This is a genomic window from Psychrobacillus lasiicapitis (genome assembly GCF_006861795.1).
Taxonomy (GTDB): domain Bacteria; phylum Bacillota; class Bacilli; order Bacillales_A; family Planococcaceae; genus Psychrobacillus; species Psychrobacillus lasiicapitis.
Genome location: NZ_VDGH01000009.1, coordinates 79477 through 106182, shown reverse-complemented (window position 1 = coordinate 106182; position 26706 = coordinate 79477). Strand labels below are relative to the sequence as shown.

At 38.6% G+C, this 26706-nt stretch carries 22 protein-coding genes; 4 read left to right on the top strand and 18 right to left on the bottom strand.

Translation table 11 applies throughout. The annotated features are described in order from the left end of the window. Positions 1-46: 46 nt before the first annotated feature. From FG382_RS15545 to FG382_RS15520, 5 genes are all read right to left on the bottom strand, one after another. The gene (locus tag FG382_RS15545; RefSeq protein WP_142539806.1) at positions 47-2518 is read right to left on the bottom strand and encodes a beta-glucosidase family protein; all 2472 of its coding nucleotides are present in this window, start codon (positions 2516-2518) and stop codon (positions 47-49) included. A 796-nt stretch (positions 2519-3314) separates the two neighbouring features. Continuing rightward, positions 3315-4898 (bottom strand): midas domain-containing protein, encoded by a 1584-nt coding sequence (locus FG382_RS15540; protein WP_142539805.1) that lies wholly within the window; start codon positions 4896-4898, stop codon positions 3315-3317. An 897-nt stretch (positions 4899-5795) separates the two neighbouring features. Further along, the gene (locus tag FG382_RS23255; RefSeq protein WP_142539804.1) at positions 5796-7868 is read right to left on the bottom strand and encodes a methyl-accepting chemotaxis protein; all 2073 of its coding nucleotides are present in this window, start codon (positions 7866-7868) and stop codon (positions 5796-5798) included. Between the two features lie 620 nt (positions 7869-8488). After that, the gene (locus FG382_RS15525) at positions 8489-9760 is read right to left on the bottom strand and encodes a RidA family protein (protein ID WP_142539803.1); all 1272 of its coding nucleotides are present in this window, start codon (positions 9758-9760) and stop codon (positions 8489-8491) included. A 326-nt stretch (positions 9761-10086) separates the two neighbouring features. Then, complete coding sequence (locus FG382_RS15520; protein WP_142539802.1) at positions 10087-10776, bottom strand: hypothetical protein; 690 nt, start codon at positions 10774-10776, stop codon at positions 10087-10089. 82 nt (positions 10777-10858) lie between these two features. Here FG382_RS15520 and FG382_RS15515 point away from each other — a divergent pair, with 82 nt between their 5' ends. Both FG382_RS15515 and FG382_RS15510 read left to right on the top strand, forming a co-directional pair. Beyond that, positions 10859-11728 carry a helix-turn-helix transcriptional regulator gene (locus tag FG382_RS15515; protein WP_142539801.1) on the top strand — a complete coding sequence of 290 codons (870 nt, stop codon included), beginning with the start codon at positions 10859-10861 and terminating at the stop codon, positions 11726-11728. A gap of 411 nt (positions 11729-12139) precedes the next feature. Continuing rightward, complete coding sequence (locus FG382_RS15510; RefSeq protein WP_229677421.1) at positions 12140-12604, top strand: tyrosine-type recombinase/integrase; 465 nt, start codon at positions 12140-12142, stop codon at positions 12602-12604. 84 nt (positions 12605-12688) lie between these two features. On the opposite strand, the gene groL is transcribed toward FG382_RS15510, so the two are convergent. Beyond that, complete coding sequence (gene groL, locus FG382_RS15505; protein ID WP_142539799.1) at positions 12689-14320, bottom strand: chaperonin GroEL; 1632 nt, start codon at positions 14318-14320, stop codon at positions 12689-12691. A 103-nt stretch (positions 14321-14423) separates the two neighbouring features. Next, complete coding sequence (gene groES, locus FG382_RS15500; protein WP_093274211.1) at positions 14424-14708, bottom strand: co-chaperone GroES; 285 nt, start codon at positions 14706-14708, stop codon at positions 14424-14426. 279 nt (positions 14709-14987) lie between these two features. Between groES and FG382_RS15495 the strand changes: the two genes are divergently transcribed. Then, complete coding sequence (locus tag FG382_RS15495) at positions 14988-15701, top strand: CPBP family intramembrane glutamic endopeptidase (protein WP_142539798.1); 714 nt, start codon at positions 14988-14990, stop codon at positions 15699-15701. Positions 15702-15936: 235 nt separating this feature from the next. Here the strand turns inward: FG382_RS15495 and FG382_RS15490 are convergent, their stop codons facing one another. Beyond that, a complete protein-coding gene (locus tag FG382_RS15490) occupies positions 15937-16581 on the bottom strand; it encodes a redox-sensing transcriptional repressor Rex (RefSeq protein WP_142539797.1) in 645 nt (214 codons plus the stop codon). 131 nt (positions 16582-16712) lie between these two features. On the opposite strand from FG382_RS15490, the gene FG382_RS15485 reads away from it, so the two are divergent. Next, on the top strand, positions 16713-18647 hold the full coding sequence (locus FG382_RS15485) for an ABC-F family ATP-binding cassette domain-containing protein (RefSeq protein ID WP_142539796.1): 1935 nt from the start codon (positions 16713-16715) through the stop codon (positions 18645-18647). 474 nt (positions 18648-19121) lie between these two features. Here the strand turns inward: FG382_RS15485 and tsaD are convergent, their stop codons facing one another. From tsaD to ureC, 10 genes are all read right to left on the bottom strand, one after another. Continuing rightward, positions 19122-20141, bottom strand: a complete 1020-nt coding sequence (tsaD, locus tag FG382_RS15480; protein WP_142539795.1) for a tRNA (adenosine(37)-N6)-threonylcarbamoyltransferase complex transferase subunit TsaD — start codon at positions 20139-20141, stop codon at positions 19122-19124. Continuing rightward, positions 20138-20599, bottom strand: coding sequence for a ribosomal protein S18-alanine N-acetyltransferase (gene rimI / locus FG382_RS15475; protein WP_188713347.1), 462 nt, complete (start codon positions 20597-20599; stop codon positions 20138-20140). Before rimI ends, tsaD begins: the two co-directional genes overlap by 4 nt. Further along, positions 20586-21275 (bottom strand): tRNA (adenosine(37)-N6)-threonylcarbamoyltransferase complex dimerization subunit type 1 TsaB, encoded by a 690-nt coding sequence (tsaB, locus tag FG382_RS15470; RefSeq protein ID WP_142539794.1) that lies wholly within the window; start codon positions 21273-21275, stop codon positions 20586-20588. Before tsaB ends, rimI begins: the two co-directional genes overlap by 14 nt. After that, positions 21272-21724: a tRNA (adenosine(37)-N6)-threonylcarbamoyltransferase complex ATPase subunit type 1 TsaE gene (gene tsaE, locus FG382_RS15465; protein ID WP_142539793.1), complete on the bottom strand. Its 453-nt coding sequence runs from the start codon at positions 21722-21724 to the stop codon at positions 21272-21274. Before tsaE ends, tsaB begins: the two co-directional genes overlap by 4 nt. A 128-nt stretch (positions 21725-21852) precedes the next feature. Next, the gene (locus tag FG382_RS15460) at positions 21853-22263 is read right to left on the bottom strand and encodes a YugN family protein (protein WP_142539792.1); all 411 of its coding nucleotides are present in this window, start codon (positions 22261-22263) and stop codon (positions 21853-21855) included. Positions 22264-22390: 127 nt separating this feature from the next. Further along, a complete protein-coding gene (locus tag FG382_RS15455; RefSeq protein WP_142539791.1) occupies positions 22391-23215 on the bottom strand; it encodes an urease accessory protein UreD in 825 nt (274 codons plus the stop codon). A 1-nt stretch (position 23216) separates the two neighbouring features. After that, positions 23217-23828: an urease accessory protein UreG gene (gene ureG / locus FG382_RS15450; RefSeq protein ID WP_142539790.1), complete on the bottom strand. Its 612-nt coding sequence runs from the start codon at positions 23826-23828 to the stop codon at positions 23217-23219. A gap of 21 nt (positions 23829-23849) precedes the next feature. Beyond that, entirely contained in the window at positions 23850-24536 is a 687-nt protein-coding gene (locus FG382_RS15445; RefSeq protein WP_142539789.1) for an urease accessory protein UreF, read from the bottom strand. Further along, positions 24529-24984, bottom strand: coding sequence for an urease accessory protein UreE (gene ureE, locus FG382_RS15440; RefSeq protein ID WP_142539788.1), 456 nt, complete (start codon positions 24982-24984; stop codon positions 24529-24531). The genes FG382_RS15445 and ureE overlap by 8 nt, the downstream gene beginning before the upstream one ends. Positions 24985-24993: 9 nt before the next feature. Next, on the bottom strand, positions 24994-26706 hold the full coding sequence (gene ureC / locus FG382_RS15435; protein WP_142539787.1) for an urease subunit alpha: 1713 nt from the start codon (positions 26704-26706) through the stop codon (positions 24994-24996).

Genomic DNA, 26706 nt, shown 5'->3' with positions numbered 1-26706 from the left:
GCTCACCGCTTTTGGAATCCTCTAACATAATCCCATAGCCAAGGGTCTACTTCTTAGAGTTCCCCTTACCATTGTTACCTTTGTTGCCGTTGTCTTTGTTAAGTTTGAAGTTCAACGGGATGTCTTTTACCAAAGGAGTATCTGCCGAAGAACCACCGACATGCACGCGATATTTGCCATCAACAGTTGTCCACTCGCCATCAGCCCAGTTCGCTAGATTGTCCGGTTCTTCCGGAATAAAGTAAGAGAACGGGTGGTTGGAGTCAGTCTGGTTAATGCGCACAGTAACACGTTTGCTCTCACCAGGCTCAAGATCAACTTTCTCGAAGTTAACTAGACGTTTGGTTGGCTGTCCTGCCTCGTCTGGCAGTGTCAGATAAACCTGTGTCGCTTCTTTTCCGGCAACATCACCAGTGTTCTTGATAGTGAAGGATACGTCAATACCGGACAATGAGCTGTTATTTCCTTTGTCTTTTGAATTTGCTTTACTACGAATCTTCTTAACCTTCAAGTCATCATACTCGAAAGTCGTATACGATAAACCGTACCCGAATGGGAAGACTGGCTTCACATCGTTTGCTTCATACCAACGGTAGCCCATTTCTAGACCTTCCGTATACTTGGCGATTAATTGGTCGGAACCATCACCATATGGGCCTGGTCCACCTACCTTGCCAGTATCTTGACGCGTTCCAGGGAATTGTTCCTCTGTTGCGAAGGCAGCTTCACGCTCAGTTGCACCGAATGTCATAGGCAGCTTACCGGAAGGATTGACTTTTCCGTAAAGCAAGTTGGCCACAGCATTGCCATCCTCCATTCCTGGGAACCAAGCCTCTAGGACAGCAGGCACTTTATCCAACCACGGCATTAGAACCGTACCAGAAGTCTTCAATACCACAGCCGTATTCTCCGCATTTGCCTCCAAGACTGCATCAATTAGTGGCTCCTGTTCCACCCAATCCTCTTTATCCTTGTTTGCATCAAGGTCGATAGCTGGGAATCCTAGGGTATCACGGTCTACAGTCTCATGAGGGTTGTCGCCTACCATAAGAAGCACAACGTCAGACTCAGCAGCAAGCTTAGCTGCAGCCTTCGGGTCACGGCCATCATTGTATGTTACTTCAGTGTCATAGCCTAGTTCCTCTATAACATTTTCTAGTCCTTCTTGCGGAGTGACCGTATAAGGAGCATTTACGTTCTCATTATTGTCTCGAATAGAGCGCGGGGACATCTTTGCCTCACCAGCAAACCATTCAACACCGATTAGTGCAATAGACTTCGGTTCACCGTTAAGTGGTAGGAAGTCGTTATCATTCTTTAAAAGCACTGCGCCTTCCTCGGCCATCTTTCGTGCGCTAGCACCATTAGCAATTGGATCGACGATCTCAGGCAGGAACTCGTCGTAAGGCTCATCCATATGGCCGAATTCAATCATTTTGATGTAGCGTGGACGAAGAAGATTGTCGATTTCTTCCTCTGTCACTTTCCCTGAATCAAGAGCATCCTGAATGATCTCCTCCGTGTAGTACTGAGGTGCCCAGTCTAACTCAACATTCGTGCCCGCCTTAATGGCAGCAACCGTGTCATGAATTGCACGACGGTCACTCATGACATACCCGTCAAAGCCCCAGTTATCACGTAGTGCATCTTGTAGCAATTCAGAGCTATCACAAGCATAAGTACCGTTAACGTCTGGGAATGAACACATCACGGAGGCTGGGTTAGCATCCTTGACAGTCATTTCAAAAGGCAGCATATAAAGCTCGTTCATAGCCTGTGAAGGAACTTGGACACCCATCGTCCATCTCTCTGTTTCTTGCTCGTTGCCGGCCAAGTGCTTAAGTTGCGCTTGGACCCCTTGATCCTGGATGCCTTTTACTTGTTCAGCAGCCAGTATACCCGTCAAATATGGGTCCTCACTGAAGTATTCATAGTTCCGACCACCGTACGGGTGACGTATTAAGTTCATGCCTGGTCCAAGCAGCACGTGATGTGCGAAAGCACGGGTCTCTTCACCGAGAATCCGTCCAGCATCATAGTTCAGCTCGCGGTCGAAAGTCGCAGCCAGAGCTGGGGTAGACGGTAGTCCCGTCGCTTCTGGGTCATTGCCACATGATCCACCTTTTACACCCGTACCACCGTTAGTCATACGGACTGTTGGAATGCCTAATTCCTCAATCCCATGAATCTGACGGCCGGTGTCCTGCCATTCACAACCAGGCAAGGTACCCTCGGGCGCGAATTCACCGTTCTGATACTTACTAGTACCACCCTTTTTAATCACAACCGTCTCTCCAGTGTCGTTTTCATTGAAGCGCGATATGGCGATTTGTTGGATTTTCTGTTCCATCGTCATCTCATCCAAAAGCAGCTCGGTACGCTCTTCAGCAGACAACTTGGTGTTCATCCAAGGGTTGACTCCTCCTTCTGATTCTCCATTCATTGCATTAGCAGGATTCACTAACGAAGACATAGAAATCGTTGCTGTTAAAATAATTGCACTAATTCGTTTTATCATCCTAAATTCTCCCTTACAATCTACTCTTCAATTATTATTCTATTAATAATTATTTTTTCAACTTTTTCTCTCCCTTGCTAACTATTCCGCGTCTCAGTATAGAGGAAAACTATTACACTAGCATTAACAGTAAATTACAGATTCATAACAAAAAACACTATATTAGTAACGATTCTAAAGTCCTGAAAACGCTATAAAAACACTGATAAAAGCATTGAATTGCAAAATAAATGATTAAAATGAATCTAAATAATTATTATTATAAATATAATAATAATTAGGTAGAAGAACTTCTGTTTAAGAAATATGCGTTGTTACTAAAGATAAATAGGTGTTTTATGGAAGTTGATAGGCAATCTATGAAATAAATATCGTCTCTTAATTGCATAGTCTTATGGTAAGTGGCTTTAAATATAAACCAAGGGAAGTAGTAGAAGCTTTAGGGTAATGGAGGATTGGCTATAATATAATAGGCATCTTTTCAAAGGTTCCACTTTTCTAGAAAATTCAGTTGGTATTCGGACTAGTTCTAGACGGACAAGGCATTACAATGAATCACTAAGAATGTTCATCTCCAATTGAACAAATAAATGAAAAAACATCTCAAAAGAATACACAACAAATGAGAAGCCTTTAGATTATCCTATTGTTTCATTAAATCGGCAATTCACTTTTACCATACATAAACCCTTTTTTATATAAAAAAGAGGGAAATGAATATTCTTCTTTATTCATTCCCCTCCCTTTTATTCAGTTCGAATTCATTAGATTGCGATCAATGATGCTAGAGTCATTCTTATTTTAAGAAGTTCATAAAGTTAGAAAATGAAGCTACTAGGTCTTGATAGTACACGACCATTTTATCCTTTAAAGAGGTTTGGTCGGACTCTTTTTCTACTTCACTTTGACTCACTTGTTCTGTTTCAGTAGCCACATTTTCTTCTTCATTTATTGCTTGTACCGGATTTTCAACATCTGATACTATATTCTCCACTGATTCTACAGTTTCTTGCTCTTGTGTTTCTACATCAGATGCTTGCTCTTCATTTTCTACACTTACTGGGTTTTCTAGATTAACGTCAGCATCATTTGTTAAGTCTGTGTTTTCAATATCAACAGAGACGTCTTGAGATGTATCTGCCTCTAAAGTTGGTGTATCTGTTTCACCTACATCAGATACTACATCAATAGCTTCCACGTTTTCGGATTCTTCACCTGTTTGAGCTAATTTTTGTTCAATAAGAGTTTGATAATATCCAATGACACTGTGGTAGCCATCACCGATAAATTGGTAAGCTTTATCTACCCAGGCACTAGAATCATCTACTTGCTCTTCTTCAGCATTTGGAGCTTCAGGCTCTTCAGTTGCTTGATCCCCATCGGCTGTCGGTGCTTCTGATTCTTCCGTTGCTTTGTCTTCTTCTACCGCTTCTTTTTCATCTGTTACTTGATCTTCTTCAGCTGTTGGTGCTTCCGATTCTTCAGCTGCTTCGCCTTCTTCTACCGCTTCTTTTTCATCTGTTATTTGATCTTCTTCAGCTGTTGACGCTTCCGATTCTTCCGTTGCTTTGTCTTCTTCTACCGCTTCTTTTTCATCTGCTTCTTGACCTTCTTCAGCTGTTGGTGCTTCCGATTCTTCCGTTGCTTCGTCTTCTTCTACCGCTTCTTTTTCATCTGTTACTTGATCTTCTTCAGCTGTTGGTGCTTCCGATTCTTCCGTTGCTTTGTCTTCTTCTACTGCTTCTTTTTCATCTGCTTCCTGACCTTCTTCAGCTGTCGCTTCTTCCGATTCTTCCGTTGCTGTTTCTTCTTCTACCGCTTCTTTTTCATCTGCTTCTTGACCTTCTTCAGCTGTTGGTGCTTCCGATTCTTCCGTTGCTTTGTCTTCCTCTACTGCTTCTGTTTCATCTGTTACTTGACCTTCTTCAGCTGTTGGTTCTTCCGATTCTTCCGTTGCTTTGTCTTCTTCTACTGCTTCTTGACCTTCCTCAGCTGTCGGTGCTTCTGTTTCTTCTGCTGTTGCATCATCATTTAATTCGCCTTCTTGTGTTGCATCGTTATTTGTATCATCTATATTGTCTTTATTATCTGGATTATCATTAGTTGTTTGGGAATGAAGTCGAGCTAGTTTGCTAACTAGTTCACCTTTTTCAGGAGATCCTGATAAACTTTTCGCTAATGCAGATACTTCCTGACCATGATTTTTCACATGTTCAATAACTTCTGGATTAACGTCTTTTGTATCAAGCTCTGCTGCAGAAATAGGAGCACCAGCTGCTAAAAAAGTTGCTGCCATCATAGATGTTGACATCACCAGTGGAGCTACTTTCTTCGATAAATTTTTATTAGCTTTCTTCGATTCCATTTGTTTTTTATTCATTACTTGATCTCTCCTAATTCGTATTTTTTCTACTGATAGGATGGATTTTTCATAAATTCCGTTATCTATCATTTCACCTCTTCTCAGCCCGAGTAAGATTATTACTCAAATTTTCCGGCAGCACCATCATCTGCCTGCATTGAATATACCAAAGCTTTGTTACCACTTTGTGTTTCTCCGATTAAAAAAAATGTCGCTTCGATTACTTATTTATAGAATTTTGCAATATATGAAATAATGTATATCACTTAAATAACTCTATTCTAAAGAGATTAATTATGCTTGCGTATTTGTTCTCACTGATACTTTAAGTGTTTTTCCACATTGAATAATTTGAAAAAACTTGTCCATTTTAACTTTACAAATAAAACTAGAAAGTAAAAATTATCAAAAGAATATAACAATTATTAATGAATATTTTATAATTTATCATCTGATAGATTACTTATAGTTTTTAAAAAGACACCCTTCTCTCCTACCCTATGGGCATTAAATTAAAAAACAGACACATTATTTTATGTGTCTGTTTCATTAATTCACTCGTTATTATTCAGTAATATTTGTAGCATTAGGATAAAGTGAAACTTCAATCAAGGGGGATTTTCCGATGCACAGGACGTGCTAGTGCGGACGTTTCGACATGGACGTCGCGCATTTAGTCTGCTTTCCTCCACTGATTGTTAGTTGAGGCCCACACGATGTGGGTTACACAGACGTTGCAAAGGCTCTTTTATTTTGCAACGAGCTTTGCGCAGGAGCAACACGATGTTGCGTACTTAGTCTGCGATCATTCAATCGGGCTTTTACGGGCAGTTGATCTCCCACTTATCTTTTCGTTTTTCTTACAGCTTGAAGTGGGAGTCTTACTGCCCGTTAACGCGGGATAAAACCCATTGTTTATAACTTAAAATGCCTTACTAAATCATTTAGTTCTTCAGCTAACTTTGCTAGTTGACCCGATCCTCCGGCCACTTCTTCCATAATGCTGCTTATTTGCTGGGAAGATGCAGATGTTTGTTCAACACCAGCAGCGGATTCTTCCGAAACAGAAGCAATTTCTTCAATTGCTCCATTCATCTCCTGTGCATTTGCTGCAATTTCAGTTAAGTTCTCAGCAATAGTTGTAATACTATTAACCATCTCTGTTACAGCTTCACTTATTCCACTGAAAGTCTCGCCAGTGGACTCAACCTGTGCTTTTCCTTTTTCTACTTCTTCATACCCACCTTGTAGCGATTCCGATACAAGACCAGATTCTTTTTGAATATTGCCTACTATATCTGTTATATTCGTTACAGAATCAGATACTTGTTCAGCAAGTTTTCTTACTTCATCGGCTACTACTGCAAATCCTTTTCCATGTTCTCCAGCCCTTGCAGCTTCGATGGCAGCATTTAAAGCTAGAAGATTCGTTTGATTAGAAACATCCTTAATCACGGTTACTAAATTCGAAATTTCCTGTGATTGCTTGTCCAGTCCTTGAACCTTCTGGACTGAGTCTCGCACTATTTTATCTATTTTGTCCATTTGAGCAATTGAATTCTTCATTAACTCAGATCCATCTTTTGTCATATTTAAAACTACTTTTGAATTTGTTTCAATGCGATAACTATTTTCATTTGCTTCTTGAACCTTTTCTGCAAAACTATTCATACCAAATGATAAATCACTCGCACTATTAGCTTGCGTTTCAGAACCGGACGCTAATTCTTGCATGGTAATCGCCACTTGTTCTGCTCCCATTTTCACTTCGTTTGCCGATTGAGTCAACTCTTCACTTTGACTACTCACTGTTTCAGAAACGGTATTAATTTGACTTACTATAGCTCGCAAGTTTTGATTCAATTGGTTTGTAGATGTAACTAACTGACCTATTTCATCTTTAGATTTTGATTGTATCTCTTGCTGGCTTAAATTACCTGCAGCTAGTTGCTCCATTACCTTAGTAACAAGTGGAATTCCTTTTAACATACCTTTTAATAGGAAGAATACTAAGACAATAAGAATGAGACAAGCAATACCAAAATATAAACCCATCATTAATGTAAAAGTTTTAAGACTACTTAATGCTTCTTCTTGTGGTATTGATGTTCCAACTGACCAATCGGTTGTTGGGACTGGTGAAAAACCGATATATTCTAAGCCTTCATTTACTTGCGTTAATTTTAGTCCCTTTTCACCGCTCACCATTTTCTTACCGACATTTCCTATTTCCCCAGAAAGTGATTGAAGTTTTTGTTCCAGTATTAACTCACTGTTTGGATGATATAAAATAGTCCCATCGTTCGATAGTAAAAATGAATATCCATTTTCCCCCATCTTATAGGATTGCATTAATTGGGGTAATTCATCTAAAAATAAGTCTATCGCAATGATACCAACCGTGTTATTACCTTCCTTAATTGGTTTCATAGCACTTAAGATCATTTTTCCAAAGACTTCATCCATATATGGCTCCGTAAAATATACATCCTCTTCCTCTACGGCTTTTTCATACCAAGGTCTGCTTTTTATATCAAAGCTTGGATCTGATACTACATTATTACTTCCAACTAGAAAATTAGACTTATTACTGGCAATCCAAGCCATTGCAACAGCATCATCTGTTTTAACAATCTCATCAAGTGATTTTAAAACGCCATCGTAATAAACATTGGTTGTGGCTTCCTCTCTTGAGCCGGCTGTATTTAAGTATTTTAATATCTCCTGGTTTGTCGCAATTTGCCTTACAATCGTTCCTTTATCAGCAAACATATTATTTACTTGATCCGCAATTGCCTCACTTTTCGTCGATACGTTTTCTTCTACATTTTGAACTAATATGGATTTCGTATAGGAATTTATCAAAAACCCTGTAATTGAAAATACAATGATGATAGCTATAAAGAGCACAAAAGCTACTTTTGTTGAAATACTATTTTTTATCCAAGAAAACAAGTTTAACTTCGTTTTATTATTTTTCTTTACCATGAATATATTCCTTCCTATCTATACAGACTACAGCCTTCCAAGTCATACTTCGCTATCCCACTGCTTAACACATAATAACTTTACTTTTGAGATTCATCTATAAACTTTTTAACGCATCGTCACTATTTTCCCCTTCCCTCTAATCAAGAGATACTTTGAAAAATCACCATTGTTTGAATAGATTCCAATGACAGTGATTTTTTATCTTTAGGTAAGACTCCTTCAATAAATATATACCTATAGTAAATCTTCCTTATAAATTATAATCGATTTCAGGAGCCTTAAGTATCATTAAAACATAGTACTTTAAAACTATATTTTAATAATAATTAAAAAGAATACATCGAAAATATCAATTTACACTTAATATAAAAAGAAAATTGATTAAATTCTTATAATTAGTGACATGTTTTTTTCATAGTCTTTTGCAATACTTGAAAAGATTCTCTTAAATCTTAAAGTGGGAGACTTACCGTTAAAGCGAGATAAAAAAGCATCAAGATTTCCGCCATAATCGGTTAAAATCTTGATGCTTCTCTATTATGCTGATAAAGAAAAAGGCTATCTCAATTTAATTGAGATAGCCTCTAATTGTTCCTGTATTTACAAACAAATGCTAATTATGCTTTTGGAGGTGTTCCTTCAGCGTTTGATACAATTGCATCGATTTGGATTAAAGCATCTTGAGGTAAAGCTGATACGCCAACTGTTCTTCGTGCAGGTACACCACCTGGGAAGAATGTTTTGTAAGCTTCATCTACAGCATCCATATCCTCAATATTTTTAACGAAGATATTTACTTTAACCACATCATCCATAACATGGTCAATACTTTCTACAATCGCCTTAATGTTTTTCAAGCACTGTTCAGCTTGCTCTTTTACACCACCAGCTACCATTTCACCAGTTTTTGGATCCAAAGGTAATTGTGCAGAAAGGTGATTGTAATGAGAGAATGCTACAGTTTGTGTAGATAGAGAATTCTTTGGTGCATTTTCAGTGTTGTTTGCCCATATAACAATTCCATGTCTGTCTTCAATAGCTTGTGGAGGTGTACCGTCTCCGTGGGAAACCACTGCCTCAATTTGTACTAAAGCATCCATAGGTAAAGCCGCAGCTGCAACTACTGTACGTGCAGGGACATAGGCTACAGCTCTAGCAATAGCTGAATCCGGGAAGAATGTTGAATAAACTTCATTTACAGCTTCAGTATCGGAAAGATCTTTAAGGAAGATGTTAATTTTAACAATATCGTCAAAAGGAACGTCGATACTTTCTAAAATTGCCTTGATATTTTTCAAGCACTGTCCAGCTTGCTCTTTTACACCACCAGTTACTAATCTACCAGTTTTTGGATCGATAGGTAATTGAGCTGAAAGGTTATTGTAATGAGAGAAAGACACGGTTTGTGTAGATAGTGGGCTTGTTGGTGCATTTGCCGTATTATTTGTAAGTTTGATGAGGTCGCCTGCTTGTGGGGCGTTTGGAATTGTACCTTCACCGTGTGAAACAAGTGCTTCAATTTGTACTAAAGCATCCATAGGTAAAGCTGCAACTGCAACTGTTGTTCGTGAAGGAACATACGTTGGGAAGAATGTTTTATAAACTTCGTCTACAGCGTCAACATCTTTGATATCTTTAACGAATACTGTGATTCTAACAATATCGCTCATAACGTGATCGATGCTGTCTACAATTGCCTTAATATTTTTAAAGCATTGTTCAGCTTGCTCTTTTATACCACCAGCTACCAATTTACCCGTTTGTGGTTCGATAGGTAATTGTGCTGAAAGATTGTTGTAATGAGAGAATGCTACAGTTTGTGAATATAGACCGTTACCGTTTGGGGCATTTTCTGTATTTTTTGCTGTTACTGCGTTGTAGTTACTCATGATACGATTTCCCTTCTTGATAAATATTTACTAATCTAAGTATGCACCGAAAAAGATGGTTTAAACCGCTCCGAAGGCACTACAAAATTATAGCAGGGTTTGTTCATTTCGTCTAACGTTTTGTGAGAAATGAACAAAAAATAAAAAACTGAAACAAAAAACTTCCCACAAGTCCATTGAACTTTTGGGAAGCTTCGTTTTTTGTATGGGAATGTATGATTACATCATTCCGCCCATAAGGTGAAAGTGTGTAATATATTGAACGATGTGTTCCAAAGCGAGAAATCAAGGCTTTATCTTTTATATTTATGTTACTAGGTAAATTCTTATAAGCTATTGATAAATTTCTTCAATACGTTGTTTGTGTCAGACCAAAGTAGATACCCAAGCCAAATGAAAACTACTCCCATCGGTAATGCTAATATTCGATCATAAGGGTGAGGAATAATTGCAGTAGCCAAAGTAACTACAGCAGCAAGCGAAAGTAATATACCCGCAAAGCGTGGAAAGACTTTAGCACGAAATGTCGCAATCCCTAGAAATAAGCCGCCAAGCATATACAGTACTCCAGCAATAGGGGCCAATATAGTAAAAACACCTAGATCAACCTCACTCTTGTTCTCGCCAAATAGTCCTAACATACCTTCTACAAACCTCGGTGCCTCGTTTATAATCAGCGGATAAACAAATGCTTCAATGAAACTAAAAGTCAATGAAATTAACCAAAACAGATTAAATATTATAAATCCTATTAAACCAATCCAGCCTACCTCTTCAAGTTGTTTCATGTAAATTCCAATAATCCCTATAATAAAGGAAAGGGACATAGCGATGCTTAAACATGCAACTATCTTCCAGGAACTTGAAGTAACAGAAGTTAAAATTTCAGGTGGGTGGATGAATTGAATGACTGTGTATAAAACCCCTGCCAAAATTGCAAATAAGCCTGCAACTTTTTTGAAATTCCTTCTGGCTATTTTCAAGTTATCTTCCCTCATTTCAAACTTTTTGTCCATACGTTATCCTCCTTGATAAAGCGAATTATTACTTTTTAAATTTCATATACTAAACTTAAGAAATATAGAAAGAAGTGGTGTCGTGGAACATTATGAATTAGTTGAAAATGCACTAGTATATATTGAGGATAATATAGAAGAATCTTTATCATTAGAATCTGTATCAAATCACTTCAATATTTCGAAATTCTATTTTCATAGACTTTTTTCCGCAATGACTGGTTACTCATTTAACAACTACTTACTTTCCAGAAGATTAAATACGTCCGTTAGTCTAATTCAAAACAAGAAGTTATCCTTAACAGACGTTGCATATCGGCTTAACTTTGGAACCCCATCCTCTTTCACTCGCGCCTTCAAAAGACAATATGGGATAGCTCCTAGCAAACTGAAAGAAAATATGGCGAAGATCAATCTATCACCGATTCCTTTAGTTGTAAAGAAACAGATTAAAAACATAAATGGCGATATAGTAACCGATTTTACCCTAGAAGAATTTAATGCTCTACGAATTTGTGGGATTGCATTTGAAGTTGATTTAGCAACTGAAAATTATAAATTAAAAATACGAACGCATTCTAAAATGCTTTTAGATAATATTAATCAAACTATTAACGGTCCTTGCTATGTCATTTACTCAAATTGTCAGCCGAATTCAACACGATTTAATGTTTTATTCGGGATTCCATACGATATCCAGATTAACAAACCTTATTACTTTACCGATGATGTACCTTCAATATTTTGTGCTAAGTTTAAATATTTTGGTGACATCCTTGACATAGGGGATGTTCTTACTACTGACTTTGCAAGGTTTTTAAAGATTTCCAAACTAGAAGAAGAGGAATCCAACATCGAAATGATTCAAGCTTTTGAGAACGTTCATCAGCTTGATTCCTCATATCATCTTTACGTACCAATAAAAAAACATCCAATTGATTCAGAATGCTAGTTAATACTTAATTATATTAGCCTCCAGTTTATGATTTTTTTATTACTGTTAATTTAAGATAACATCAAAAGAGCATGAAGACTTTCCACATCTTGCTGTAATTTTAATTAGAGGATAAAGGCTTATTCGTCAACATAATTTTTGGGTCAAGTTTGGCTAAGTACGCCGTCCCTTCTAAAAGTGGCTGAGAGATGCATTTTAAGAATACTTTATCGTCATAAGAACTAAACAAAAAAGCTTCTACCTTTAATTACTAAGTAATAAAAGATAGAAGCTTTTTTAATTTGGCCGTTTTCTCAAAGATCGTTGCTATGGATATAAGAGAGGGTTACTAGACAATAGCGCCCGATTGTTGAACACGAGTTAAACAACACTCTTCAACTAATCGTTATCTATAGCGAAGCAAAAGATGTGAAACCTGGAACAATCCAAGTCCATCTTCTCGAAATCAATAAGTTGTTGCCCTACTTTGCACAACTGAAATTGAAAGACATCACGAGAAAGGGATATCAAGATGCTCTAAACCAACTAAAAGAAAGAGGATATTCTGATAGTACAAGGGAGGGAATTCATCGAACTGGAAGAATGATTTTTCGGAAAGCATCAGAGTTGAAAGATCCTACTGAGTTTGCCTATCTAAAATCCGATTGTTATCAAAATGGTATAACTGAGAATGCAAGACTGCTAACAATGGAAAATTTAAATATTGAATTAACCCCACACTCTTTACAACATACACATACATCACTTGAACAAATAATGGATAGACTTGGTCATTTGGATAATCAAATCACCAAGAAGATCTACCTCCACTTTACAAAAGAAATGAAAAAAGAAGCTTCCCAAAAGTTTTCACAACTCATGAGAAGCCTCTAAATTAACCTCAATGTGAGCAAAATGTTAGCATTTCACACTCACCTTACATACTAACCCATACATATCAAGGGTTCAGCCGGCTTATTACATCATGCCGCCCATGCCACCCATATCAGGCATACCCATTCCACCAGCTGCTGGTTCTGGGATATCTGCTACTACTGCTTCTGTCGTTAAGAACAATGCAGCTACAGATGCAGCGTTTTGAAGTGCTGAACGAGTTACTTTTGTTGGGTCTACGATACCAGCGTCGATCATGTTAACCCATTCGCCGTTTGCTGCGTTGAAACCTGTACCGATTTCTTCGCGTTTTAGACGGTCTACTACGATTGAACCTTCTAAACCAGCGTTGTTTGCAATTTGACGAACTGGCTCTTCAAGTGCACGAAGTACAATTTTCAGACCAGTTGCTACGTCGCCTTCTTGTGCTTCTGCAACTTCAGCCACTTTGTTGTATACGTTTACTAGCGCAGTACCACCACCAGATACGATACCTTCTTCTACAGCTGCGCGAGTTGCGTTTAGTGCATCTTCAATACGAAGTTTGCGTTCTTTTAGTTCTGTTTCTGTTGCTGCTCCGACTTTTACTACTGCAACACCACCAGCAAGTTTAGCTAGGCGCTCTTGTAGTTTTTCTTTGTCGAATTCAGAAGTTGTCTCTTCTAATTGCGCACGGATTTGACCTACACGGCTAGCGATGCGATCAGATTCTCCGTTACCTTCTACAACTGTCGTGTTGTCTTTTGTTACAACTACTTTAGAAGCACGTCCAAGTTGTGTAATGTCAGTAGATTTTAAATCTAGTCCTAAATCTTCTGTAATTACTTCAGCGCCAGTTAGGATTGCGATATCTTCTAGCATTGCTTTACGACGGTCACCGAATCCTGGAGCTTTAACTGCTACAGCATTAAATGTTCCGCGTAATTTGTTTACAACTAGAGTAGCTAATGCTTCTCCTTCTACGTCTTCAGCGATTAGTAAAAGTGGTTTCCCTTGTTGTACAACTTGCTCAAGCACTGGAAGGATTTCTTGAATGCTAGAGATTTTTTTATCTGTAATTAAGATATATGGATTATCCAAAATTGCTTCCATTTTATCTGAGTCTGTTACCATATAAGGAGATGCGTATCCACGGTCGAATTGCATACCTTCTACTACATCAAGCTCAGTAGTAAATCCTTTAGATTCTTCAATTGTAATAACTCCGTCGTTTCCAACGCGTTCCATAGCTTCTGCAATTAATTCGCCAACTTCAGAATCTCCAGAAGAGATTGCTGCAACTTGTGCGATAGACTCTTTGCCTTCGATTTGTTTAGAAATTGCTTTTAACTCTGTAACCGCTGCAGCAACAGCAAGGTCGATACCTTTACGAATTCCCACTGGGTTTGCTCCAGCTGTTACGTTTTTCAATCCTTCACGAATCATAGATTGAGCTAAAACAGTAGCAGTTGTCGTTCCATCACCTGCGATATCGTTTGTTTTAGAAGCAACTTCTGCAACTAATTTTGCACCCATGTTTTCGAATGCATCATCTAATTCGATATCTTTAGCAATTGTTACACCATCATTTGTAATAAGTGGTGAACCGAATTTTTTTTCAAGAACGACATTACGTCCTTTTGGTCCAAGCGTTACTTTTACAGCATCTGCAAGTTTATCTACCCCACGTAGCATTGCACTACGAGCGTCTTCACTGAACTTAATTTCTTTAGCCATGATTTAAGTACCTCCCAAATTTTATCTCTTTTTTTTAAATAAGAAAGTATAAGCTTTTTTACCCAGTATTGAGCCAGAGCCATCTCTAACCCCGTTTTTATATTTAGCCGATTACTGCTAGAACATCGCTTTCGCGTAATATTAAATATTCAGTGCCTTCATATTTTACTTCTGTACCTGCATATTTAGAGAAGATAATGCGGTCTCCTTCTTTTACGTCCAATTCTACGCGAGTGCCGTTATCAAGTACTCGTCCAGAACTTACAGCAACAACTTTCCCTTCCTGTGGTTTCTCTTTAGCAGAGTCTGGAAGAACGATGCCGAATGCTGTTTTTTCTTCTACTTCGATTAATTCGATTACGATACGATCACCTAATGGTCTTAACAAGTGAAACAACCTCCCTAAATTTGTCGAATTTTATATTATTAGCACTCTTACTCTTTGAGTGCTAACACACTTATAATAATAATTAATAACAGAACATTTTGCAAGTAAGAAGGCTAATTTTTTCTTTAATCCCTCCTTAACGGTAAATCAATACCCCCCTTCAGATTTCGATGATATTAATAAAGGATAAGAGGAGCCCCCCTAGTAGGAAGTTTCACTTTATCTCTTGTTTCCTTTACAATAAAAGAAGATTGTTAATATAGAAAGGAATCATTTCACATGAAACAACAAAAAACCGGATTATATGTTTTAATCATCTACTGTGTTATGCAACTTTCAGGAATAGTTTTTATACCCCTCCTTTATAAATTAATTCAGGCTATGAACGTGCAAGAGTCAGAGCTCACTACTTACGGCTTGTGGTTATTCATAAGTATGGGAATTGCCACCTTCTTCACCCTGTACATTATTCGCAAAGATAATACGTTTCTCCGCCCATTAAAAGGGCAGCAAGCAAATCTAGTAGGAACAATCGGCTTTGGCATACTTGGTTTTTTTCTTGTGTTTTTAGGTCAAATGTTTGCAGCGAATTTGGAGATCAAGCTTGGAGTTGAACCAGGTTCCGCAAATACGGAGCAATTTATAGAGATTGCGCATAGCGTCCCTCTTGCCATTTTCTCAATCGTTATTTTTGCACCTATATTAGAGGAGATTATTTTCCGCCGGATCATTTTCGGTTCTTTATTGCCTAAAACAAACTTTTTTGTAGCGGCGCTTGTGAGTGCAATTGCTTTCGCCATCATACACTTTGAGTTTACGCACATCCTACTATATGCCGTGTCTGGCTTTATATTCGCCTTTATTTATTACAAGACAAAACGTATTCTGGCTTCGATTATTTCTCATATGTTACTAAATGGATTTGTGGTACTTGTTCAGTTTTACGGCGAAGAGATCAAAAAGTTTCTAGAAACATATTCAAACATGCCATAAAAAAAGGAGCTTAGATAGGTGTCTGAGCTCCTTTTCTTTGTGGTATGAATGACACTTCATTGCGCGTATATTGCTTCGGATTGCTCGTTTTCTCTCTCTTTACGCTTGCATAATCCTTTGTATTGCTCGAAGGACCTTTCATTGCGTGGATACCGCACTCTTTTGCTCAAATGGTATTATTCACACACTCCTTTTCCCATACAAAAAGCCTTCCATCAGCTGGAAGGCTTTTCTCTTAATCTTCAATATGCTCATTTCGTATTAAATAAATTAGTGTTTGTACCTCAACAGACAAATCAATCGTATGTACGCGAATTGTATCAGGGACAGTTAATCTCACTGGTGTAAAGTTTAAAATCCCTTTTATTTTAGTTTTCGCCAAACGGTCTGCAACTTCCTGTGCAGAGCGACTTGGAACAGTACATATCACTAACTCAATTCCATACTCGGCAAGCTTCGTTTCCATCACGCTTGGATGAAAAACAGGAATTTCACTTTTCATCATTCCTTCTACTGGTGCTTTCGTGTCAAACGCAACGACAATTTTTGTATTATGATTTTTCTGAAAATTATATTTAAGGAATGCAGTTCCTAAGCTACCGACACCTATTAACGCTACATGTGCCGCTTCGTCTTGATCGAGTGTTTTTCGGAAAAATTCTAGAAGCGTCGGAACATCGTAGCCATATCCTTTTTTGCCGAGTGCACCGAAATGCGAGAAGTCTCTTCGAATTGTAGCAGAATCTATTTTCATAGCTTCACTTAGCTCTTGGGAAGAAACACGTTTATGCCCTGCATTATGAAAGCTTTGTAGAAATCTATAATATAACGGAAGTCTTTTCGTTGTTGCTTGAGGAATTTTTGGAAGTTCAGGTCTCATGAAAAACCCTCCTATTTCATTGTTACAAATCGTTTTTATATTACTAGACATTTCCCTTATTGTAAAGCTAGGGCGTTGCAACGCTCGCCCCTATCCATTACACTTAGGATAGAATTGAGGTGCGAATTATCGTGATTGTTTTACAAGTCAATCAAGTAACTAAATCCTTTAATGGTGAAGATATATTAACAAATGTAAAGTTGGAAGTTCAAGACCGAGATCGTGTCGCACTTGTCGGCCGAAATGGTGCAGGAAAGTCTACTTTACTTAAAATAATAGCTGGAGAAATGTCCTATGATTCCGGCGATATAATTATGCCCAAGACTGTTCGCTTAGGCTATTTAGAGCAACATGCCGGGCTCGAATCAAAGCTCTCTATCTGGGATGAGATGAAATCTATTTTCAGTCATTTGATCGACTCCGAAAAAGAGCTTCGTTCACTAGAGGCGCAGATGGCTGATCCTTCCGTATATGAGGATCCAGAAGCCTATGCTCGTGTAACTGCAGCCTATGATGAATTACAGCTCGCTTTCAATGAAGCTGGGGGTTACCGATTCGAATCAGATATCCGTTCCATACTACATGGTATGCAGTTCTTCCCAGAAGACTATGATAAACCGGTACAAGCATTATCTGGTGGGCAAAAAACGAGACTGGCGCTAGCCAAAATGTTACTTAGCAAGCCTGACCTGCTTATCCTAGATGAGCCAACGAACCATTTAGATATACAAACACTTAGCTTTTTAGAAAACTATTTAAAAAATTACAACGGCGCCATCTTAATCGTTTCGCATGATCGATACTTTTTAGATCAAGTCGTTAACTTTGTTTATGAGGTTTCTCGTCATAATGTAACTAGATACGTTGGAAATTATAGTGCTTATTTAGATGAAAAAGCGAAAAACTATGAGCTCGACAAAAAGAAATACGAGAAACAACAGGAAGAAAAAGCGAAATTAGAAGATTTTGTGAGTAAAAATCTAGCACGTGCTTCTACGACAAAAATGGCACAATCGAGACGTAAAGTTCTTGAAAAAACAGACTGGATGGATGCTCCGGATGGCGACGAAAAATCGGCTAATTTTGGATTTACAATCGACCGTCCAAGTGGGAATGATGTCTTGCGATTAGAGGAAGTTTCTGTTGGTTATCCAAACAAAACCGTCTCCTCAAATATCTCTTTTTCCGTTTACAAGCAAGATCGAATTGCACTCGTTGGACCAAATGGTGTTGGAAAATCCACCCTACTAAAAACACTGATGAAGCAATTAGATCATAATGCCGGCAAAATTCAATATGGGACAAACGTCCAATTTGGTTATTATGATCAAGAACAAGCAGCACTTACGGGCAATAAATCCGCATTGCAAGAACTATGGGATGAATGGCCGCTGATGAATGAAAAAGATGTACGCAACGTATTGGGACGCTTCCTCTTTAGCGGGGATGATGTCCAAAAAACGATTGCTACCTTATCCGGCGGAGAAAAAGCAAGACTTGCACTAGCAAAATTAATGCTATTAAAAGCAAATACACTTGTACTCGATGAGCCGACCAACCATTTGGATTTAGATAGCAAAGAGGTACTTGAAAATGCATTGCTCGATTTCCCAGGAACGATTATTTTTGTATCACATGATCGATACTTTATTAATCGAATAGCTACAAAAGTGATTGAGCTATCTAGTGATCAAGCGACCCTTTACTTAGGAGATTATGATTATTACCTAGAAAAGAAAGAAGAACTAGAAGAGCTTGCACAAGAAAACGCTGTTGTTGAGAAAACAGTTGTTGTGAAGGCGAATACTTCCACCATCGATAAAGAAGCTAAGAAGAAAGAACGTCAATTACGTCGACAACTAGAAGAGCTAGAAGCACAAATTCCAACAGTGGATTTGGAGATTGCTTCTATTGAAGAAAAGCTTTGCGATCCAGCTATATTCCAAGACCATGAAGCAGTGCAACAATTACAAGTAGAGTTAGATGGTTGGAAAGAGAAACAGGATGAATTGTCGAATGAATGGCTAGAGTTACAAGAACTATTAGAAGAAATAGCTTCAAACTAAGGGATTCCTATAAAGGGAGTCTCTTTTTTTGTATGGGTAGTGGCGATTTGTCGGCTTTTTTACGTTCGGCTGATCATTTGTCGTGTCCCCCGCAAGTTTGTCGCATACAACTATTTTTTTCTTTCGTTTGTCTCCTCATTTGTCACGGTCAACCATTTACTGTAAAATCACTTGTCGTATTTTGTCTATATATGTTGGTCAAGTACTTTTTTTCTCGAACTCATTTTCCACAATTTTATTCACAAGAAAAAACTAGTAACACCAACATATCAACAGACTTATACACATTATCCACAGATTTCAAAGTTACTTTTCCACATAATTGTGTGTAAATGAGACACAATATATAGAAAATACCAAACTTATGCACAAGTTGTCCCCAAACTGTGCATAAGTACGAATGTTCTCTATTGACAAGTTGAATAATACCTGTTAAAAAATCCCCTTTTCTTGTCGAAGAAAAGAGGATTTCGTTTATTTCCAACTATTTAATTCCATACCGGGACGACCATTCATCGACATATCACTTGTCTTTCCAGCAGAAAACTTAGAATTTCCTGCAGCAGCAATCATAGCTGCATTATCCGTGCACAATGAAATTGGAGGTACATAGAATGGTATGTTTTCTTTTGCAAACGTTTCTTCCAGAGATTTGCGAAGTCCTTTGTTCGCAGCCACTCCACCTGCAGCAATTACTTGTTTCACCTTAAATTCTCGGGCTGCTCTTAATGTTTTTGCCGTCAGCACTTCAACCACACTTTCTTGAAAGCCCGCTGCTAGATGATTAGGATTAATCTCTTCTCCGCGTTGCTCTGCATTATGTTGGTAATTGATTACTGCGGACTTTAATCCACTAAAGCTAAAGTCATAAGACCCTTCTTCTAACCATGCTCTTGGGAAAGGCACCGCACTGTCACTTTCACTTGCAAGTCGGTCAATATGTGGACCACCCGGATAAGGCAAGTTTAATACTCGCGCTACCTTATCATACGCTTCACCAGCTGCATCGTCTCTTGTTTCCCCAATTAGTTCGAACTGACCGTCTTCTTTCATCAATACTAATTCTGTATGACCACCCGACACGACTAATGCTAAAAGCGGAAACTCCATCGGTTGAACAAGTGCGTTTGCATATATATGACCAGCAATATGGTGGACACCTACTAGTGGAAGGCTGTTAGCAAAGGCAAATGCTTTTGCAGCGTTTATACCTATCAAAAGTGCACCTACTAAACCTGGACCTTCTGTTACTGCTACTGCATCCAAATCTTCAGGTAACATATTAGCTTGCTTCAGCGCTTCTTCGATGACCATCGTTATTTGCTCGACATGATGTCTTGAAGCAATTTCTGGTACTACTCCTCCGAAACGTTTATGACTTTCGATTTGCGAAGCGACAACATTTGAAATGATTTCTTGACCGTTTTTCACAATGGATGCCGCCGTTTCATCACAACTTGTTTCTATTCCTAATATATATTGATCTTTTATCATTTAAACTCCACCCACATGACAAGAGCATCCTCTTGTGTATCTGTATAATAATTTTTTCGTATACCGCCATCTTGGAAACCTAGCTTGTAATATAGATTTTTGGCGATATCGTTTGTCACACGCACTTCTAGTGTCATTAGTACAACGTCTTGCTCGAGTACTACACGAATTGCTTCGCGCATTAAGCCCTCTCCAATTTTCTTCCCGCGCATACGCTCCGAGACTGCTACATTTGTAATATGACTTTCATCCATGACAATCCACATACCACAGTATCCAACGATTTCTTTTGTTTCCGTCTCTGCTATAATATAATGCGAATACAAATTCGTCGTCATTTCATGTTCAAATGCTTCTCTTGTCCATGGTGTCGCAAAAGCTTCTTCTTCTATTAAAAGTATTTGATCGATATCGTCCAATGTCATTTTTCGATACGTAATTATTTCATTTGTTATCATTTTTCTTCTGCTCTTTCATCCAGTTTGCTTCCGCCTCTGTTATGCGCAAGTACTCAGGCACAGTCGTATGTACTTCTGTTGGTTGTAGTTTTTTGGCAAGCTCAACTAAGACAGCGGCATTTGGTAAAGAGAATGCTGCACTCGCGCGCTCAACTCGATCTCCAAGTACTTCTTTAATCTGCTCCCAATGGATACTTACATCCATTCCAACAAATAAAACCGGCTGTCCCATTTCATCCACTGTTTTTAATAATTCTACAAGTGGCATATGGGCTTCTTTCACAACTTCCCCGTTCGTATAAATACCAGCGAATACATTGCCACGTCTAGCATCCATTATGGCACACACAATTCCAGGGAAGTACGGTGCATTACTAGCTAACACTTGCAAACTCGACACGGAAAAAATCGGTTTCTTCAATGTCCAAGCAAGAGTTTTTCCTATCGTTACTCCGATTCGCACACCTGTATAGGAACCCGGTCCTATCGCAACAGCAATTGCATCAATTTCGCCTGGCTTTATGTCTGCTTTTTTTAATAACGCTTCAATTGCAGGCATCGCTCCAATAGAATGCGTAATTTTAAGGGATGACTGGTACGAAGCAAGTACTCGGTCATCCTCCACGACAGCTACCGCAAGTGGTGTATGGGATGTATCTATTCCTAACCAAATCATTCAAAAAGCTCCTCACATAATCGTTCATATCTTTGTCCAATTGGAGTAAATGTAAATTTTCGCTTATCATCTTCCAACCTTTGTATTTGTATCGCCAAACGCTCCGGTGGCAAGTCTTCTTTTATCAAATGAGCCCATTCGATAATGCTCACTGCATCTCCGTAAAACAATTCGTCCCATCCTAAATCCTCATCACTGTCCGCTAGACGATAAACATCGAGGTGATTCAAAGGAACACGACCTTCATATTGCTTTAATATCGTAAATGTAGGGCTATTGACAGTTCTTGTAATTCCTAGACCCTTCGCTATACTTTTTGTAAAAGTTGTCTTACCGGCTCCTAAATCTCCCTCTAAAGTGAGCACATCACTAGGCTCTAGCTTATCAGCAAGCTGGTACGCAAGTTTCTCTGTTTCTTGCTCCGAATTAATTATTTGCTCGTATATCATCGGTCGCTATCCTTTCAAATACTTGTCTATTTGCTTCTATTATAAAGAAATAGCAGAAGGAATGTAAGTAGACTGCCTTTGAATATAAAAAAATCACTTCGCGAAATGGCGAAATGATTTTACTTTCTTTAGTGCACTAGACGTACAATTTGTTCTACAGCCCGTTCTCCAGCATGCATCCATCTATTTTTATCTTCAATTTTACCGTCTTTATCGAGAGGATCCTGGAACTGATTGAACCCTGTAGAAGTTAATAATGAATTTTCATCCCGATCTAAGCCAGCATTCACTACATGCTTTATCACATAAGGAGTTTGAAATCTTATATATGCTTCTTGATGATCTAAGTCGCCTTCAAGCACCTCGAATGGTAGTCTTAAATAGATTGTCTCTCCTGCTTCGCGCCATAAGACATTATCAAAGCTTCCTTTGTGATAATCCCAGTTTCCTCCAATACTATATCCCAAACCTTGAATGCTGTTTCGCACTTGTCCAAAATAAGCTTGCTTTCCTTCTAAATCTGTTTTAAGCTGCAACATAATCCATTCACTCCTAATTTGTATAATCCGTTCTATCTTTTCCCAAAAAGCACGATTAATACAAACGAAATGCAAAAAGACCGATAATAAGGAGCGGTAACTCCCTTTATCGGACTTTTATAGTAATCTAATATTTTCTTAATGACAAAGGTTTTTTCGCAAACCATTCATGTCGTATAAATGAAGTACAAACAGCAAGTATCTCTTCAATTTGTTGTGTAGAAGAAGCAAGAACTCTAATCGTAAATCCCGATTCGTGGAGCATGGACATGCCTATTTTACAAGTAGGAATGTAACTTTCCAGCTCCTCATACAACTGATTTAAAAATCCAGTCGTACATCTCTCATCAACTACAATCATCGAACCTAAATGTGTGTAACTTTCCATAAATCCAATATCTTCTACTTGCGAATCATCAGGTTGTAGCTTTAAATGATCAAAGGCGATTAACTGGTCATCTAAGTAAATTTCATTTTTTAATCTTAGTAGATCATATTTAAACCATTTACCATCTGGAGACCAGCCGGGCGTTAATATATCCGTATATAGAAGTGTAGATCCTTTTTCCATTCTTATTACAGTATTTTGATCGTACCTTGCATCCCGATAAGCAATAAGTGGATCCGGAATATATTCGAGGACGCTCCCTTTTTTTAATATAAATTCCGTTTCCTGTAGTACTGGTGCTGTCGGTGTTCGATACACTTTAGTGGCAGATTGAGTTGTTAATATTAACTCTGCCTGTTCTTCAAGGAGCACTTCTATTCGATAACGGTCCCCGCCGACATAACCACCACCAGGATTCACGATAAAAAAGCAAGCCTGTCCTGTATTATCCAAGTAATTTGGGCGAAGCACTTTTAACGCACCTTGGAAGTACACCGTTTTTGTGACGGTTTTTTCTTTCTTTTTCTCCATCACAAGTTGTAGGATCCCCGTCCAATTTTCCATCTTACTTCAATCCTGCAAGTAACACATTTTTACGAATCCAATCCATTACTTCCTCTAATCCAGTATTATCTTTTAGATTTGTAAAGATGAACGGTTTATTTCCACGAAACACTCTTGTATCCGAAGCCATCACATCTAAGTTTGCACCTACATATGGAGCAAGGTCAGTTTTATTGATAATGAACAAATCAGATTTAATCATCCCTTGTCCACCTTTACGTGGGATTTTCTCCCCTTGCGCAACATCAATAATATAAATAGAGAAGTCGACAAGCTCTGGACTAAATGTCGCTGCTAAGTTATCTCCACCACTTTCAACAAAGATCAAATCTAGATCAGGGTGACGCTTTTTCAAATCTTCAATTGCAGCAGAGTTCATCGACGTGTCCTCACGGATTGCAGTATGTGGACACCCTCCTGTTTCCACTCCGATAATACGGTCCTCTGGTAAAACCCCATTATTCATTAGAAATTTAGCATCTTCTTTTGTATAAATATCATTTGTAATAGCAGCCATGCTGATTTCATCTGCCATATGACGAGTTAATTTTTCTACTAACATTGTTTTCCCAGCACCTACTGGTCCACCTATTCCTATTTTAATTGGTTCCATATATAAATAATCTTCCTTTCATTAAGACATGAATATGCGTATATTCACGCGCTCATGTTTCATCTGGGATATTTCTAATCCTGGCGCCACAGCACCAAAATCACCTTCGTCGAGAAGCGCAATCTTATCAACGGCTTCCTCGATATATGTTTGAAACTCTCTTAATAATTGTTGTCCGGCCGTTTGACCTAGTGGTATGCCTCTAACTGCATTTTGAACTAATCCTGAAATGGAGGAATAAAGAAACGCTGAAATCCCCAACCTTTGCGGGACATCCAACTGAAAAGCGATGATGGAGAATACAATAGCAGGATGTGCAAATGACACACCTTCTGTTACACGTTGTCTATATGTTTGTAAGAGAGGGCTTGGATATAAATCTAAGCCTAGTGTCAACATTCTCTCACCCATTTTGTTCGTGCCTTCCCGCGTTTCACGAGGTAGGTTTTGAACAGTAATAAGCCGATCCAATCGCCATATTTTCTCATAGTCTTCCACCGCTAGCGCTTCGTAAATAAGCCTACTGGCAAGCCCATCTGAATAGACCAACTGCTCGTTTAAGTACATTTTAAGCCATTTGGAAAAACTCGTTTTATCATGTACTTTATTTTCTTGAATGTACGTTTCCAAGCCAAACGAATGACTAAATCCTCCGGTTGGCAAATTGGAATCGCATAATTGAAACAAAGACAACAAATAATTAGTCATGACTATGCCCGATATGGCGGAAGGCTTGTCTCACTTTTCGCTTTTCACGCACATAAGGAATTTCAAGCTGCTCTAGTAACTCTTCTACCAAATAATCATACTGAACGAGCATTTGGTCTTTTTCAAACTGCGCAGGCAAATGTCTATTCCCTAGTTGATGGGCGATTGTTCCCATTTCATGCATGCTACGCGGCGAGATAATGAGTAAGTCATCCGGAAAAACCTCAATGATGATCATATTTTTCTCATCCATATACAGTACGTCACCAGCCTGCAAATCCTTTGCTTCCTTTAAGCGAATTCCGATTTCTTTCCCATGGTCCGTTTTAACTCTTTGAATACGTTTTACAAGGTCGCTACTTTCCAAATATACTTTTTCTTTATGTGTACTTTCCAAAACCTTTGGATCTATTTGATCAACATGTGTTACTACTTCTTCAATTATCATTTCGTCACCTCAGAATAAGAAATATCGTTGTCCCATTGGAACAGTGTCCACTGGGTCACAAGTTAGAAGCTCTCCATTTACACGTACTTCATATGTTTCTGGATCAACGTCAATTTCAGGCGTTTCTCCATTTAGTTTCATATCTTTTTTCGTTAAATTACGAATACCATGTACAGGAAGAACTGTTTTTTGTAAGCCAAGTTTTTCGTGTACACCCGCTTCATATGCAGCTGTCGAAACAAATGTAATCGATGCTTTATATTTCGCTTTCCCCATCGTTCCGTACATAGGTCGATAAAGAATCGGTTGTGGAGTTGGAATAGACGCGTTTGCATCTCCCATTAAGCTTTGTACCGCAATTCCACCTTTAAGAATCATGCTTGGTTTTACGCCAAAAAATCTAGGCTCCCATAGAACTAAATCTGCAAATTTCCCTACTTCAATTGATCCTACATAGTCGGAAATTCCGTGTGCGATTGCAGGATTGATCGTATATTTTGCAACGTATCTCTTTACACGATTGTTGTCGCCGATTCCTTTATCATTTTCAAACTTTCCGCGTTGCTTTTTCATTTTGTCCGCTGTTTGCCATGTACGAATCAGTACCTCTCCGATACGTCCCATTGCTTGAGAGTCGGAACTAGTTATACTAAATACTCCCAAATCTTGTAGAATATCTTCAGCAGCTATTGTTTCCGCACGAATACGTGAATCTGCAAAAGCTACATCCTCTGGAATATCAGGGCTTAAATGATGACAAACCATGAGCATATCTAAATGCTCATCTATTGTATTTACAGTAAAAGGAAGTGTTGGGTTAGTAGATGCCGGTAGTACATTCATCTGACTCGCTACTTTAATAATATCAGGTGCATGTCCACCACCCGCTCCTTCTGTATGAAACGTATGAATAACACGATCCTTGAAAGCGGAGACTGTATTTTCAACAAATCCACCTTCGTTTAGTGTATCTGTATGAATCGCTACTTGCACATCGTATTCGTCTGCAACTTTTAACGACATGTCGATAGAAGAGTAAGTTGCGCCCCAGTCTTCATGTACTTTTAAGCCAATTGCTCCTGCACGAATCTGCTCAGCAAGTGGTTCTTCGGCAGCCGCATGACCTTTTCCTAAAAAGCCAACATTGATTGGCATATCTTCTGCAGCTTCCAGCATACGATGCATATGCCACTCTCCTGGAGTTACCGTCGTTGCTTTTGAACCTTCAGCAGGACCAGTGCCGCCTCCGATTAATGTCGTAAGTCCAGCTGTGAGTGCTGTCTCAATTTGTGCCGGGTTGATGAAATGCACATGTGTATCAATACCGCCAGCTGTCAAAATTTTATGTTCACCAGCAATTATTTCTGTAGATGCACCAATGACGATATCTACATTATCCATTAATAATGGATTGCCCGCTTTCCCTATCGCAACAATTTTACCATCACGAATCGCTACATCCGCTTTGTAAATTCCTGTATAGTCTAAAACAATAACATTCGTAATAACTACATCGGGAATATTCTCATCACGTGTTGCAAGCGGATGACTCCCCATTCCATCACGAATTACTTTTCCTCCACCGAATACAACTTCTTCACCATAAGTCGTATAATCTTTTTCAATTTCGATAAAAAGATCAGTATCCGCTAGACGTACAGCATCACCGGTTGTCGGACCGTACATGGAAGCGTACTGTTGTCTTGACATTTTGAAACTCAT